General features: G+C 58.4%; 18 protein-coding genes. 12 read left to right on the forward strand and 6 right to left on the reverse strand.

Annotated features, from left to right (window positions below; translation table 11 throughout):
• The 7 genes from GGQ67_RS17795 to GGQ67_RS17825 all read left to right on the forward strand — a co-directional run bounded on the left by GGQ67_RS17795 (position 1) and on the right by GGQ67_RS17825 (position 5448).
• Positions 1-1044 (forward strand): phage baseplate assembly protein, encoded by a 1044-nt coding sequence (locus tag GGQ67_RS17795; protein ID WP_183901470.1) that lies wholly within the window; start codon positions 1-3, stop codon positions 1042-1044.
• On the forward strand, positions 1041-1484 hold the full coding sequence (locus GGQ67_RS17800) for a phage baseplate assembly protein domain-containing protein (protein ID WP_183901471.1): 444 nt from the start codon (positions 1041-1043) through the stop codon (positions 1482-1484). The genes GGQ67_RS17795 and GGQ67_RS17800 overlap by 4 nt, the downstream gene beginning before the upstream one ends.
• 31 nt (positions 1485-1515) lie before the next feature.
• Complete coding sequence (locus GGQ67_RS17805) at positions 1516-2052, forward strand: phage GP46 family protein (RefSeq protein ID WP_183901472.1); 537 nt, start codon at positions 1516-1518, stop codon at positions 2050-2052.
• On the forward strand, positions 2024-3103 hold the full coding sequence (locus GGQ67_RS17810; protein WP_183901473.1) for a baseplate J/gp47 family protein: 1080 nt from the start codon (positions 2024-2026) through the stop codon (positions 3101-3103). Before GGQ67_RS17805 ends, GGQ67_RS17810 begins: the two co-directional genes overlap by 29 nt.
• 76 nt (positions 3104-3179) lie before the next feature.
• Positions 3180-3800 (forward strand): putative phage tail protein, encoded by a 621-nt coding sequence (locus GGQ67_RS17815; RefSeq protein WP_183901474.1) that lies wholly within the window; start codon positions 3180-3182, stop codon positions 3798-3800.
• Between the two features lie 18 nt (positions 3801-3818).
• A complete protein-coding gene (locus GGQ67_RS25380; protein WP_183901475.1) occupies positions 3819-4880 on the forward strand; it encodes a glycine-rich domain-containing protein in 1062 nt (353 codons plus the stop codon).
• Between the two features lie 4 nt (positions 4881-4884).
• Positions 4885-5448: a DUF4376 domain-containing protein gene (locus GGQ67_RS17825; RefSeq protein ID WP_183901476.1), complete on the forward strand. Its 564-nt coding sequence runs from the start codon at positions 4885-4887 to the stop codon at positions 5446-5448.
• Positions 5449-5463: 15 nt separating this feature from the next.
• On the opposite strand, the gene GGQ67_RS17830 is transcribed toward GGQ67_RS17825, so the two are convergent.
• Entirely contained in the window at positions 5464-6795 is a 1332-nt protein-coding gene (locus GGQ67_RS17830) for a radical SAM/SPASM domain-containing protein (RefSeq protein WP_183901477.1), read from the reverse strand.
• 167 nt (positions 6796-6962) lie between these two features.
• On the opposite strand from GGQ67_RS17830, the gene GGQ67_RS17835 reads away from it, so the two are divergent.
• The 4 genes from GGQ67_RS17835 (at position 6963) to GGQ67_RS17850 (ending at position 9156) form a co-directional block, all read left to right on the forward strand.
• Positions 6963-7580 carry a glycoside hydrolase family 19 protein gene (locus tag GGQ67_RS17835; protein ID WP_183901478.1) on the forward strand — a complete coding sequence of 206 codons (618 nt, stop codon included), beginning with the start codon at positions 6963-6965 and terminating at the stop codon, positions 7578-7580.
• A complete protein-coding gene (locus GGQ67_RS17840; protein ID WP_183901479.1) occupies positions 7577-7867 on the forward strand; it encodes a hypothetical protein in 291 nt (96 codons plus the stop codon). The genes GGQ67_RS17835 and GGQ67_RS17840 overlap by 4 nt, the downstream gene beginning before the upstream one ends.
• Positions 7864-8241 carry a hypothetical protein gene (locus GGQ67_RS17845; RefSeq protein WP_183901480.1) on the forward strand — a complete coding sequence of 126 codons (378 nt, stop codon included), beginning with the start codon at positions 7864-7866 and terminating at the stop codon, positions 8239-8241. Before GGQ67_RS17840 ends, GGQ67_RS17845 begins: the two co-directional genes overlap by 4 nt.
• Positions 8242-8538: 297 nt before the next feature.
• Positions 8539-9156: a hypothetical protein gene (locus tag GGQ67_RS17850; protein WP_183901481.1), complete on the forward strand. Its 618-nt coding sequence runs from the start codon at positions 8539-8541 to the stop codon at positions 9154-9156.
• Positions 9157-9183: 27 nt separating this feature from the next.
• Here GGQ67_RS17850 and GGQ67_RS17855 read toward each other — a convergent pair whose 3' ends face one another.
• The 5 genes from GGQ67_RS17855 to GGQ67_RS17875 all read right to left on the reverse strand — a co-directional run bounded on the left by GGQ67_RS17855 (position 9184) and on the right by GGQ67_RS17875 (position 12813).
• Entirely contained in the window at positions 9184-9447 is a 264-nt protein-coding gene (locus GGQ67_RS17855) for a hypothetical protein (protein WP_183901482.1), read from the reverse strand.
• A gap of 170 nt (positions 9448-9617) precedes the next feature.
• Positions 9618-10235, reverse strand: a complete 618-nt coding sequence (locus GGQ67_RS17860) for a hypothetical protein (protein ID WP_183901483.1) — start codon at positions 10233-10235, stop codon at positions 9618-9620.
• Positions 10236-10274: 39 nt separating this feature from the next.
• Positions 10275-10583 (reverse strand): hypothetical protein, encoded by a 309-nt coding sequence (locus GGQ67_RS17865; protein ID WP_183901484.1) that lies wholly within the window; start codon positions 10581-10583, stop codon positions 10275-10277.
• A gap of 71 nt (positions 10584-10654) precedes the next feature.
• Positions 10655-11530, reverse strand: coding sequence for a tyrosine-type recombinase/integrase (locus GGQ67_RS17870; RefSeq protein WP_183901485.1), 876 nt, complete (start codon positions 11528-11530; stop codon positions 10655-10657).
• 251 nt (positions 11531-11781) lie between these two features.
• Positions 11782-12813 (reverse strand): trans-3-hydroxy-L-proline dehydratase, encoded by a 1032-nt coding sequence (locus GGQ67_RS17875; RefSeq protein WP_183901486.1) that lies wholly within the window; start codon positions 12811-12813, stop codon positions 11782-11784.
• Between the two features lie 268 nt (positions 12814-13081).
• Between GGQ67_RS17875 and GGQ67_RS17880 the strand changes: the two genes are divergently transcribed.
• Positions 13082-13270: a hypothetical protein gene (locus GGQ67_RS17880; protein ID WP_183901487.1), complete on the forward strand. Its 189-nt coding sequence runs from the start codon at positions 13082-13084 to the stop codon at positions 13268-13270.
• The last annotated feature ends 19 nt before the right edge of the window (positions 13271-13289 follow it).

Raw genomic sequence — 13289 nt, forward strand, 5'->3', positions numbered from 1 at the left:
ATGTTCGAAAAAGTGACGGTGGCGGGATTTCCGCCGATCAAGCAGATCACCATCAATGTATCTGCCGAGCAGGCGGCGCGCTCGGCTAATCTGGATCTCGTCATTAAAGGTCCTGGCATCCCGATCGTCATCGGGCAGGACGCCGTCATCAAGGCGACCGGCACGCTGATGCTGACCGGATACGTGCGCGACGTCGATACCGCCTACACTGAGGCGGAGCGCAGCCTCGGCTGCAGTCTGGTATCGCGGACGGTCGACTTCGTTGAGTGCTCGGCCGAGCATAAGACGGGGGAGATCTTCGACAAGGATATCGTCGCGATCGCCGAGGAACTCGATTCGCTTGGTATTGGCATTAAGTCGGATGGCACCCGATTTCCTAAGGAGCCCCGCCACAAGCTCAATCTCGGCGAAAGCCCTTTTAGCTCGATCGAACGTCGGGCGCGTGGACGCGGCGCCTTGATCCATGACACCGCCAAGGGCGAGATTATGATCGCCAGCAAGCCAGGCGGTACGCATGTTGGCACTCTGAGGCGAGGTCAAAACATCCTGCCTGGTGCGTCGGCGAGCTTCACAGAGTCCGGCCGCTACAGCGATATCAATGTGCGCGGGCAGACAACGGAGGGGACCGCAAAACAGCAACTCCGGCCGCAGACCTCCGTCCGCGACGGAGGCGTCAAGCGTCGGAGGCCGTTGATCTTGGTACATGAAGGTGAGACGACGCTCGACCGGATGAAGACACGTGCCGGATGGACGGGGCGTCGCGCCGCCGGCAATGGGGTCACGGCGAGCATTCCGGTCACCGGGTGGCGGGACGATGTGGGCATGATCTGGCAGCCGAACTGGCTGGTCGCCGTGGAAGACGACTGGCTCGGCATCGAGGGGCTGATGATTATCAAGGGCATCGTTTTCGAGCAGGGCGATATGACCAAGGCTACGCTGTCGCTTGCCGATCCGCGTGCGCTCGGCGGCGAAAACCCGCGCGGCAAGACCGCTAGCGGGTATGCGGCGCCCGCAGTCGTCGATGCGGAGTATATAGACGAATGATCCGCATCGATCTTGATGGGCGTGTTGTAGAGCAAGGTGGCCAACAGTTTGTTTCCGGTCGGGGTGCTTACAACGACGCCTGGACAAAGGTGTATCGACCGGAGCCGCATGGTTTCGCGTCGAGCCCCATAGCAGGCGGCATGGGTTTTGTGCTGCCGCAGCCCGGCAATCCGGACTTTGCCATGATGATCGGCGGCGAGCACCCGGACAAGCGTCCGGTGCTGCCCAAGGGCGGGGTCGCGATCTACGATGCATTCGGCAACATCCAGAAACTCATCGCAACTGGCATTGTTGTCGACGTCGGCGCGCGCACGATCACGACGACAGCCGGGGGCTGGGTTCTAAATGGTCCTGCAACGATCAACGGCAATCTGCAGGTCAACGGAAACATCACTGCCTCAGGCGTGATCACCGACAGCGACGGCAACAACGGCGCTTAAGCGCGCATTCTCTACATAAGCGAGGATTTCAGTGGTTCGCATCATTCCCAAGGGTGATAGCGCCGAGCCTTACCGCGCGCCGGATCTCGGCTGGAACGGGTTTGTCGGCGATCTCCTCATCAACGCATCAGACCACCCGTCCGCACCTGGCGACTTTCGCGCGGAGCAAGGGCTTGCGACACAGGTCCTCATTCACCTCATGACCGATCGGCGCGTCGAGGAGAGCGAGCTGCGCGAAGGCGAGGAAAATAGGGGTTGGTTCGGCGATAGCTTCGATCAGATGGATGGCGAGGGGCCAATCGGCTCGCGCTGGTGGCTGCTGCGCCGGCAGTCGCTTTACGACGGCATCGAGATCGACGCGCAGGATTATGCGATCGAGGCTCTGCAGCCATTGATCGATCAGGGTGTGGTGTCCCGCGTTGAAGCGGTCGCGACCGCTGATCGGCCCGCGAACCGGCTCGACTGTGAAGTTTCGCTCTACGGTCGTGACGGCGCCCGCATCTATCAACGAAAATTTGAAAGCTTATGGAGGCAGATCGATGGCGTGGCCTATCCGCTCGCTGGATGAACTATCGTCGCGTGCGCGCGGGTACTTTCGGCAGTATCTGCCGGGCACAGACACCAGCCTGAAAAACAACTTCGTCACCATCGTCGTGAAGGTGCTGGCCGGCCTCGGCCATGAGCTTGAGCTGCGCGCCGGATGGCTCGCGAGGCAGATCTTTCTTTACAGTGCGGCCGAGCAGTTTGTTATCCAGCATTGTGCGGATGTCGGGATCTATCGCAAGCAACCGACACCAGCGGTTGGCTCGATCACTGGCACTGGCACACCGGCCGCTGTGTATCCTGCGGGAGTTAGGTTTGTCTCCGCCTCTGTAATATACATCTCAACTTCCAACGCGACAGCAGCCAACGACGGATCAATATCCTTCGCGGTCTCGGCGGAAACCAAAGGTGCGAATGGAAACAGGGATGCGGGCGGTGCGGTCAGTTTGGCTGACCCTGGACTATACCCGGATCTCTCTGCGCAGTTCACGGTTTCGTCTGCAGGTCTGGGGGGTGGTGCCGATCTCGAAAGCATCGAAGATTTGCGCCAACGTGGCCTGCAGCGAAAGCGAAACCCGCCAGGTGCGGGATCTCTGACGGATTATGAGCGCTATGCCCGCGAGGTCTCTGGCGTAGTTGCTGCCTGGGCATTCAGGGCGGCGTCACCTGGCACTGTCTGGGTCTATTTTCTGTTCGCCAACCGGGTAAACTTGATCCCGGAGCCGTCCGATGTAGCCGTTGTGCAGACCTACATCGATACCAAGCGCCTCATCCGGGTCGACAATACCGTCGCACTTGCGCCTGTTGCCAACCCGATCGATGTCACGATCAACGGATTGTCGAGTGATACCACGGAGATCCGAGCGAGCATTTCAGCTGCGATCACGGCGATGTTTCTCGCTAAGTGCAGGCCGGGTATTCCTGGAGACACTTTCACCGTCTCCAAATCGTGGATTGGAGAAGCCATCTCTGGCGTGACGGGTGAAGATCGTCACGTTCTTGCTCTGCCGGTCGGTGACGTCACGTTAACCGATGGCCGGTTCCCAACGCTTGGGGTTGTCACATATGGCTCGTGATCCTGCTCTTGTAACGATAACGTCGACCGGGGCAGGTCCATCGAGTAGCAGCCGGCCTCCTCTTGTGGATGATGTGTTGTCCAATCCGAGCGCTGAAGATCTGCTCGGTGCAGCCTTGGCGATGTGGCCCACGGGACCCGCGTTCGGCTCTCCAGATGGAGAGGCCGTCAGCCTTGACAGTCGCCTGGCAGCATTCACGCGGGTGCTGGTATCTCCTTTCGCCCTCGTTTACGCCCGCCTCTGGGCGCTAGCGCGAGAGGCGACCCTATCCGGTATCGATGACCTCCTCCCGGAGTGGGAGGTCGAATATGGTCTTCCTGACAATTGCGTGACCGGAGAAACATCTGCGGCAGAACGGCTTCGAGCCTTGGAGGCCAAGGTCAATAGCCAGCAGGTGAGTACGCCGCAGGATTTCATCACTTTGGCTGCGCGTTACGGGTTCACGATAACCATCGAAGAGCCTGCGATTTTTGAATGCGGCTTCTCCGTCTGCGGTGGAGAGCACGTGGTCGGCGATCCTCGACAAGAGACGTATTGGATCGTCCGTGTGAGCGACCTCGCCATTGATTTCTTCACCGCTGGATTTTCTCAGTGCGGCCTCGACCCGCTTTTCGATATCGGCGACGCCGATCGCCTTATGTGCGTCTTGCGGCGCGTCGCTCCAGCCTGGACCACGCCAATCCTCATTGCCGATTGATACCCGAAAGGTTTCGCCATGAAATATCAGAAACCATACGGATCTCTGGATCCGGATGCTCCTTACGTCGACTACAGCGCTGGCGTGAATAGCGGCTCGAAAATTCCTGCTGGCTTTCCGAACTGGACCCAGCGCGAGATTGTCGACGTCATCGCAAAATCAGGCTTTACACCCGACGATGTGCTTCAGCTCGCCTCGGCCATTCAGTCGCAAAAGATGAATTTTGCGGTAGCCGGTGGCGCCGCGAATGCCCTGACTGCTGTCCTGTCACCGACGCCGACGCTTTTCACGGGACTGGCAATCCGGCTGATGTTGACCAATACAAACACCGCAGCCGCGACTCTCAACCTCAATGGCTTGGGGAATAAGCCCATCGTCAAGTTCGATGGCGGTGCGCTCGCCCGAGGCGAGCTCATCGCAGGCACGATAGCCGAGTTTGCTTTCGACGCGACCGGAGACCGATGGATAATCGTATCGGCAATCCGTTACGGCTTCGGCGCCGGTCAGCAGTATTTCAACACTGCGGGAGCAATGTCGTTTACCGTTCCGGTCGGTGTGACAATCATTGAAGTCGAATGCTGGGGCGGCGGCGCTGGCGGTGGCGGCATTGGTGCCGGGGGCAATGGCTCCGCAGGCGGCGGCGGTGGTGGTGGATATGCGCGGAAAAGGATCAACGTAACACCCGGTCAGGTTCTCACGGGGACGGTCGGTGCAAATGGTGCTGGTGGTGGCGCCGGCGGGTCTGGATCTGCTGGCGGCACGACTTCCTTTGGCGGCGTGGTCACCTGCAATGGTGGCACTGGCGGTGGCCCCAATCCTACTGGCAACGGCGGTGGAGGTGGTGCTGCGACTGGCGGCGACATCAACGCGACAGGCGGTGCGGGCACAGCCGGCGCGGCGGGCGCGAGTGTCAGCGGCGGCCCAGGCGGCACGTCGTCATTCGGCGGGGCAGGCGGTGGCGGCGGGTTCGGCATTGCTGGCCCCGGAGCTTCTCCTGGGGGTGGCGGTGGTGGATCTGGCAGTGCCGGCGCCAACTCGGGTGGAAGTGGTGCAGTCGGCGCAATCTTCATTAAGTGGTGAGAACATGATTTACGCACGTGTGGTTGATGGATTGGTTGTTGAGGTCGTCGATCTTTCCGAGGAGTTCAAAATCCAAGAGATTTATGTGCCGGAAGTGGCTGAAGAGTTCTTTCCTGCGCCGGCAGAGGTTGAAATCGGATGGGCATTCGTTGATCGAGCTTTCGTTCCTCCCCCGGCGCCGGATCTTGATGATGTGAGAGCGTTTCGTATAGCCGCCCTCACATCAGTCTGTGCTCTTGCAATCGTTGGTGGCTATTCCTCTGACGCGCTCGGTGTCGCGCACAGATATCCAAGTGGCGTCATTGATCAGATCAATATGATGGGCAGTGTGACCGCGAGCTTACTGCCTGATCTGCCTTTGGATTGGGCAACGCCTTTCTGGTGTGAGGATGAGGGGGGCGAGTGGGCATACCGTCCTCATGCGGCTGCACAAATCCAGCAGGCTGGATCGGACGGAAAGGCCCATGTGGTGTCATGTCAGACACGGCTGGCGCAGCTTTCCGCAACTGTCATGTCGGCCTCAACCGCCGATGCGATCAACGCAGTAGACTGGACGTCGGATATTTGAGTGGGATCTGGGGCTCTACGCAGCCTCAGTCCCCATGCTTTTTGCCTGCTCGATCCCCGCTTCAATCTCGCGTAGTTGCGCGGCAGTCCATTGGTAGCTGTCGGCATACTGACAGCCTTTGCAGGCATCTCTAGAGATTGATCCATCCAATAGACCCTGCCGGATGTCCCAGTATCGTTGGCTGTTGTATAGTTCACCAACTGGCATGTCAGCGAATTCTTCTCTGAAGCCGCCGATGCCGATTTTGTTGCCAGGCATATGGCAGCAGGCCCTGGTTGGCGTAAGCTTGTCGCCAGTGTGATTCATTCTTGGTGCTATGGTCCAAGGGACGTGACACATCTTCACGCCCTGCAGCCAGGCTTTGCGCGCCTCAATTGGATCTCTCTTTTCCACGGTAGATATTGGGGAGGTGTTTGCCTTGTCTCTCACGCCAGGCGTGGGGCTGAACATGATGCCCAAACGATCCGCCTCAAGTTGAGCTTCCACCAAGTATTTCTTAAGCAACTCTGCGGGGGCGTCGAAAGCCATACTGTCGCCTTCCCTGAGGAAGGGAGAAGATCCTTGTTCAACCCCTTGAATGATGAGTTGCTTCGCTCCGATCTCAGAACAGAGCCTGACCATCGCGGCCATCTCGGCGATGTTCTGATCCATGGCAACAAAGATCACCTGAACGTTCCCATCCTTGAGCGCACAGATGTCCTTCGCATTCCGGATCACGTTCTCGAACCGGGAACCACGTCTGATCCTTTCGTAGGATTCCTTTGTGGCACCATCGATAGAAATCGCTACAGCAGTTGCATGTTCGAAGATCTCGGTCACCCGACCACGTAAGGGAAGCGTGGCATTAGTGATGACGGAGATAGTTGCCTCGGGAAAACGCTCCCTGAAGCTCTTAAATACCCTGTGGAGATCTCGATTGAGAGTGGCTTCGCCTGCGGTAACATCCAGGTAGACGGGTTTCCCGAAACTGGCACGATTTGAGTTGAGCGATGCGAAAATTCCTTCTGCTTGCTCAAATGTAAGTGCTGGCCCTTTCATGCCGGTGTGACCAGGGCACATGATGCATGCAAGGTTGCAGTTATCTGTCGCTGAAACAGGAAAAACGCTCGGAACGATGGTGAAATTTCCATCCCGACCGAGGGATATAGCTTCCGCTAAGATCGCCTCAGCCCGCGACATAATTTCGGCGTCATCCGCCGCCGCTGCAGCCTCCGCTGTCTGGGCGTGCTTCGTAGCAACTCTTCTGTCCCGACCGCTCTTGCTCAAGTATCCGGTAATCTTGGCCAATGTCTGAATAGACCCGGGGAAAACTCGTTCGATCTGTCGTCCTATTCCGATGTTGAGCATGTTTCGTCCAGAGCGTGCGTTTTTGGAGAAGCGCAGCTTTGAATTAATTGCTCGCCAAAGTCTAGGCCGACTTAGATCGAGTTGTGTTTCCAAGGCCAGAAATGTCGACGCGCTATGCTTGTTGCAGCGCCGAACTGATCCACTGATACCACACATCGGAGACTATCATGAACCGATCGAGATTCTTCGCGAGCGTTCGAACCTCGTTGTTCGGCGGCTCGCTCACTGCGTCTCAAGTACAGGGGATGGAGGCCATCCTCGACGAGGCAGCGAAGGCTGTCATCGATTCGCGCTGGCTGGCCTACATGCTGGCGACGGGCTTCCACGAGACGGCTCGAACCATGCAGCCAGTCATCGAGACCCGCCAGCCGGACGAGGCCACCAACCCGACGGTCGACAAGGCCATTGCCCGCCTGGAAAGCTCGTGGGCAAAGGGTCGGATGCCTTGGGTTAAGTCGGCCTACTGGCGCAAGGATGCGCAGGGCAAGTCGTGGCTGGGCCGTGGGCTCGTGCAGCTCACCCACAAGGCCAACTACGAGCGGATGGGGCCGCTCGTCGGCGCCGACCTAGTTGGCAACCCGGATCTCGCAATGCGCGATGACGTCGCCGTCAAGATCATGTTCGAGGGCATGGCGCGAGGTCTGTTCACCACCAAGAAGCTGGGCGACTACTTCACCGTGAAAGGTGAGGACTGGGCAGGCGCTCGCAAGATCATCAACGGCACTGACCAGGCGGAGAAGATCGCCGGCTACGGCCGCCTGTTCCTGAAGGCGCTGCAGGCATGAAGCTCTTCATGGATCACATAGCATCACCCGACTGGGCAGTCCGCCGCCGCATCATCATCCTGGTGCTGCTCTGGTGCGCGGGTATCATCACCTATCTCGCTGTCTGGGGGCGCCCGATCGCCCTTAGCGACACCATCGCCATGAACCTGATCTTGCTCATGGGCGCGATCATCGGTTCCTATGTCTTCGGCGCTGTCTGGGAGCGGAACGTGGAGCGCAAGACGGACCTCGCGCAACAGGCCGTCGATCAGGGCGCTGTCGATACCAGCGTGAAGGTGGAGCCGTGATTGCCTTACTCGCTACTCCTCTGGGCAGATGGGCCGGCTCGATCATCGGCGGGCTTCTGCTGATCGGCGCTGCCGTGGGCGTCTTCCGCTGGTGGCTCCACGAGCACGATCAGAAGCTTCTCTCCGGATACGTCCTGCTTTCCGAGAAGACCGCAGCAGAAACCGAGCGCGACGAGTTCAAGCGCCAGGCCGAGAGCTACAAGACGGTCATGGACGCTTACCAGGTCCAGTACCGAAATCAGCTTCAAAAAGATCAACAGGACGATGCTCAAGCTGAGCAGGAGAGGAAGGACCATGCCGCCAAGAACCGCGCCGAAGGTCGTGATGACGGTCTTACTGACGATGACATTAAGTTCCTGCGGCGCCGACCTTGACCGCATAAAGGATGCCGGCAGGCGACAGGGCGTCGTCAACGCCGGCATCAATATAGGACCGCAGCCGGCGGAATGCGGAGCCGACACGCCACACGCGCCGCTAATCCCCGGCGAAAGCAAACTGAACACTCTCGATCGAGAGCGGGGGCAAGTGGACAAGGCAAACGCCAGCAAGCGGCGTTGCTTCGACTTCAATAATAATCAGGCGGCCGGCCTTAAGAGCAATTCAGCCGCCAGATAACATCGCATCGCATCGCAAGGGCAGGGGTAGCGCATTTAATGGCAGGGAATAACGATATGCCTAGCAACGGCCACTTCGATCCAGAAACCAAATACGTCCAGCTCGGCGAGCGGGTCGAGAACCAGGCGACAAGAATCGCCGACCTCGATATGCGGATGCGGCAAAGCTTTACTGATATCGCATCACAGATCCGAGGATTGTCGGATGACGTCCGAGGTGGGGCAAAGACACAGTGGCCGATTATCATCGGGTTCTGCACTGTCTCGATCACGATCCTCGGCGGCCTCGGCTATCTCGCCCTGCAGCCGATCAAGGATAACATCGCCCAGATAAGGGACGACGCGAAGGTTCAAGGATCGAGCACGGCAACCGCCCTTGCTACCGTCGTCGACAAGATGGTGACGAACAAAGAGCTTGAATGGCGAACGGGGCGGTCAGCCGAGGACCGAGCTCGTACCGATGCCAACGTCAAAGAGCTTCGAGATGCCCAGGTGCCACGGGCAGAGCTGGACCGTGTATTCGCCGCCTATGATCAGCGCTTCCTCGACCAGCAGCGCCAGCTGACCGACATGAAGGAAGCGCAGGGCAACGTCTACGGCACACGTGACGTGATCCTCGACCTTCGCGAGCGGCTCGATCGAATGGAGAGGCAACGGACGGCACAAGGCGGGTAGCATCGCCGATCGATCTGAGCAATCCGGCTAGCGTCGTGGACCGTTTAAGCGGTCACTCTGAAGCTTTGTGCATGTGATCAACATCACCGCACCAAGCGCGTCGCTGAATTCTTGGGTGCCGGGTCCGCCCGCTGAAGTTCTCTTTATCAAGTCGCCGGTCACCGATCTCATCATGCCGCCGCCACTGGAGGTGCGGTAGGCTGCGATTTCCCATCCTTCGTCGGCATGAAGCCAGTGAACGACGGTGTGATTTATCAGATGGATTTCGTTGAATGAGGTCGGGTCGGTCATCGGCGGAATATCGTGCCTGAAGGCAGCCTGGTCAATGACCGGTATAAGCCGCGCCAGGCGTGAGGCATCGCCGCCAAGAAAGCTAACAATCCATTGGCAAGGCCATAGACCTCACAAGACGCTAAGGCTTTGCGCTGGTTACCTTGTTGCACTCCGGCATGGAGTGCCACCTAATCCAAGTAGGTATTCGCCGCGATAAGAGGCTCACGCTCAGTCGCGACATCGGCTTGGACTTCGTTGCGGAATTCTTCGATTTGCTGACGGAGACGACGTTTTTGCTTTTTCCGGCTTTGTTTTGGTAGGTTGGGGAAGATCGATTGATAGTCGGCCTGGAACTTTTCGTTTGCGAGTTTTTCAGGATACGCTGCGTAATACCAAGCAAGAAAAGCTTGTGCTTCAACCGGTAGTTTGCCGACGAGTGCGAGGTAGTCGGTCCACGCCAGGAACAGCACTGCGTCATTCATCGTGTCGTCAAATGTGCCAAGGATATGGAGGTCATCGCGCGCCTCGTCACCCCCTCGGCCCGAGTAATGCTTGAATGCGTTCCAGTTTTCATTGCGGATCGCTTTGATCTTCCCGATCTTAACGTCGGGGTAGGTTTTTTGAATATGCTCGGTGAGGGTGGGGAGTGAGTGAGCACGAGCTAATCCTTCGATAACTTCGCCGCCTCCGCACGCGAGCACCTGAACTGATATCGGGTCCATATCGTGAATGAATAGACTGAGGGCCGTGCCAAGTTGGGCGCGAGCCGCCTTCAGTTTAAGTGAATTCTGATCTTCTACGCTCACCAATTCCGCCCATTTGTCGAACGCGCCGCCCTGGTTGGCTTAGCCCGCAGATTTATAGCAAGCCAGCTGATACTCGTTGGAGAATTCCGCCACTGCTCTGGCTTGGTTGCTTTCCGTCGCGAAGCCGGGCTTGCTATAGGCCTCGATCACCATTTTCTTCACCATCGCTCTTGCTTCTGCATCGGGCTGCTTCTCTGCCATCGCGATCATTCCAGACATATCCGCGTTCTGTTGCCTGGATTGCATAATACTCCTGGCGGCCTCGCCTATGGTTTTGCAGCCGTCCTCGGCAAACGTCGGAGAGCTTCCTAACGCAAGAATTGCGAAGGCGAAAATTGCGGGCTTCATTCTTATCCCAACCAAAGTTAGTGTCTCACCACCTCCATTCCATAAACCTAGGAGAACTGCAACTGTGGGTACTAAACCACTGCGTCGAATTGTACGGCGTTGAAGCGATCGGCGACGATGCGCCCGGAGTTTTGCCGAGGGTGGACGTAGATTCCTAGAAAGATACTGGCGGTTTTCCAGTCGCCAGCCTCCATAGCCGTCCTTACATCCATCCCGAGGTCAATTGCGGTTGTTGCGAACGTGTGGCGTCCACATAGGTGCGAGGACTTATAGCTGATATCGGCTCGCCTGCAGACGGCCTTGATGCGCTCATTGACGGCGTGGCGGTTCCGGTAGCGAAACACCGGAGCATCGTCAGGCTCGCTGCCTCGCATAGCGCGCAGCCGCGAGACCTGCTCGTCGGTCAAATGCCGTATTGAGTTGGTGCCCGTCTTCGTCTTCAAGATCATCGCCCGCCGCGCAGGCAGGTCGACGTCCTTCCACCTCAAGTTCACCGCTTCGCTCACTCTGGCCGCAGTCTGCGCCATGAAGAGCACCAGCGCCGCCAGGTGCGGCAGTCCGTCTCGATCGCAGCGACGGATAAACGCATGCATCCAAATCGGCGATGCTGGCGTTTTCGGAAGCGGCTTCTCCTCCCTCAGTTTCTTGATCCGAATCAGGTTGCACCAGCCGCGCTCATATCCGTGGTTGATGACGGCTCGTGCCGGCGTGAGCGCCTGGCGGTTGCGGGTGGCGTTGCTCTGTGTCGGGTAGAGGTCGATCGCCATCTGCTTCACGTCGAACGGGAAGATGGTCGCTAGGTTTCGATCGCCGAAATGGTCGATGATGGGCTGAAGGTGCCGGTCGTCTCCGCCGTGCTCTAAGTAGCTGGCGGCAGTCTCCGCGAAGGATTTGGTGAACATGAAAGGATGTGAGGTCGGCGCAAATGAGTGTGCAAATTGCTGCATTCAATGTCTCCAACAAACACTTGAGTTCATTGCCGTTGGATCAGCAGGATGGTACCAAAACGCCACGCTTTAGCCGCGTCGAAGTTTTACACCACTACTGATATTATTCGACAATCTCTGACGGGAAATCCGTTGTTTTACATTCAAGCACATGAAAACAGGGGATTAAGTCGAGCTTCCCAAGCTGAATACGAGGGTTCGATTCCCTTCACCCGCTCCAGTTTTTCCAGCACTTATCGGCATCGTCGCCCCTACTTCAGCATCGGCCAGGTGTCGGAGAGCTTGTAGCCGCCGGGGAACGGGTCGGAGGGATCGAGCATCAGCTGGGCGGTGCCGCTGATCCAGGCGCTGCCTGTGATCGAGGGAACGATCGCTTTTTGGCCCGCGATCGTCGTCTCTTTGACGATCTTGCCGACGAATTTCGTGCCGATGATCGAAACGCCCGTCAGGCTCTCGCCTTCGTGCAACTGGCCGCGCGCGTTGAGCAGCGCCATGCGCGCCGATACGGCGGTTCCCGTCGGCGAGCGGTCGATCTTGCCGGGCTGAATGGCGACGACGGATTTCGCCAGTAGCTCTCCATTCTCGCGATAGGGTATTCCGGCAAAGAGGCAGAACGAGATGTGATTCCAGCCCGTGTCCTCGGGGTGCGAGAAGCCCAACTGCCGGTTTGCCGCGTTGGTGATCTTGATCCCTGTTTCGGCGATCAGCCGCGCATTTTCGGGGATAAGCTCGATACCGACCTGCTCGGCGTCGACGACCACGAAACTGTCGCCGCCATAGGCCGTGTCGACGGTCAGCGTTCCGATGCCGGGGACATCGAGCGCGACATCGAGCTTCTGCGCGAAGCTCTTCACGTTGGTCACGGTGATGCGTTCGGCCTTGCCGTTGCGGCAATGGGCCTCGACCTCGACGAGCCCGGCCGGCGCTTCGAGCACCATCCTCGTCACAGGTTCCGTCATCGGAATGATGCCGCTGTCCAGAAGGACGGTGGAAACGCAGATCGAGTTCGATCCCGACATCGGAGGGGTATCCTCCGGCTCCATGATGATCCAGCCCATCTGCGCCTTGGGGTTCTTCGGCGGCACCAGCAGGTTCACATGCCGGAAGACACCGCCCCGTGGCTCGTTCAGCACGAAATTGCGCAGTGTCTCGTCCTTGGCGATCCAGCGCGATTGCTCCCAGACGGTCTCGCCAGGCGGCGGCGCGACGCCACCGACGATCACGTCGCCGACTTCCCCTTCGGCATGGCAGCTGACGACGTGGACGATTTTGGTGGTACGCATCTTCTCGCTCTTTTCTCGGTGCTCGCCGTGAGACGCCACGGCGAAGCGGGTGACGAATCATATCATGCAGGCCCGTGCATCATTGATGAAGCGTTTTCCGCGCGTCTGGATAATCCAAATGGTCCATCCCAATACACGTTGAGCCCTAACGCTTTCCGCTTACTTGACGAATCCCTAATGAACGTGGTTAATTTTTAACTATTCTCCGGTACATGGAACTTGGACGGCGCTCTGGCCGTTACTGGCGCACACGAGGAGGAATAGCGAAATGCTTCTGAAGATTTTCACCGCAAAGCGCGATGTCGTCGATGCCGATGACACCGGGACCTACGCGGATGGCTACCATATGCCGGAACTCGACATTGCCGCCTACAAGCGCAGCGACCGCCGCTCCTCCTACGAGCGCGATTATGGCCGTGGCCGCAAGGCTGAAGAGGTTTCGCTCGGTCTCGTCTAGGCGATCGATCACAGCGTGA

Source organism: Rhizobium metallidurans, from assembly GCF_014196505.1.
In the GTDB taxonomy this organism is placed as follows: domain Bacteria; phylum Pseudomonadota; class Alphaproteobacteria; order Rhizobiales; family Rhizobiaceae; genus Rhizobium; species Rhizobium metallidurans.

What these genes read in the sequence shown, in the direction of transcription:
- GGQ67_RS17795 (WP_183901470.1), top strand. Translation starts at nt 1, where the DNA reads ATGTTCGAAAAAGTGACGGTGGCGGGATTTCCGCCGATCAAGCAGATC.
- GGQ67_RS17800 (WP_183901471.1), top strand. Translation starts at nt 1,041, where the DNA reads ATGATCCGCATCGATCTTGATGGGCGTGTTGTAGAGCAAGGTGGCCAA.
- GGQ67_RS17810 (WP_183901473.1), top strand. Translation starts at nt 2,024, where the DNA reads ATGGCGTGGCCTATCCGCTCGCTGGATGAACTATCGTCGCGTGCGCGC.
- GGQ67_RS25380 (WP_183901475.1), top strand. Translation starts at nt 3,819, where the DNA reads ATGAAATATCAGAAACCATACGGATCTCTGGATCCGGATGCTCCTTAC.
- GGQ67_RS17825 (WP_183901476.1), top strand. Translation starts at nt 4,885, where the DNA reads ATGATTTACGCACGTGTGGTTGATGGATTGGTTGTTGAGGTCGTCGAT.
- GGQ67_RS17830 (WP_183901477.1), bottom strand. Translation starts at nt 6,795, where the DNA reads ATGCTCAACATCGGAATAGGACGACAGATCGAACGAGTTTTCCCCGGG.
- GGQ67_RS17835 (WP_183901478.1), top strand. Translation starts at nt 6,963, where the DNA reads ATGAACCGATCGAGATTCTTCGCGAGCGTTCGAACCTCGTTGTTCGGC.
- GGQ67_RS17840 (WP_183901479.1), top strand. Translation starts at nt 7,577, where the DNA reads ATGAAGCTCTTCATGGATCACATAGCATCACCCGACTGGGCAGTCCGC.
- GGQ67_RS17850 (WP_183901481.1), top strand. Translation starts at nt 8,539, where the DNA reads ATGCCTAGCAACGGCCACTTCGATCCAGAAACCAAATACGTCCAGCTC.
- GGQ67_RS17855 (WP_183901482.1), bottom strand. Translation starts at nt 9,447, where the DNA reads ATGACCGACCCGACCTCATTCAACGAAATCCATCTGATAAATCACACC.
- GGQ67_RS17865 (WP_183901484.1), bottom strand. Translation starts at nt 10,583, where the DNA reads ATGAAGCCCGCAATTTTCGCCTTCGCAATTCTTGCGTTAGGAAGCTCT.
- GGQ67_RS17870 (WP_183901485.1), bottom strand. Translation starts at nt 11,530, where the DNA reads ATGCAGCAATTTGCACACTCATTTGCGCCGACCTCACATCCTTTCATG.
- GGQ67_RS17875 (WP_183901486.1), bottom strand. Translation starts at nt 12,813, where the DNA reads ATGCGTACCACCAAAATCGTCCACGTCGTCAGCTGCCATGCCGAAGGG.
- GGQ67_RS17880 (WP_183901487.1), top strand. Translation starts at nt 13,082, where the DNA reads ATGCTTCTGAAGATTTTCACCGCAAAGCGCGATGTCGTCGATGCCGAT.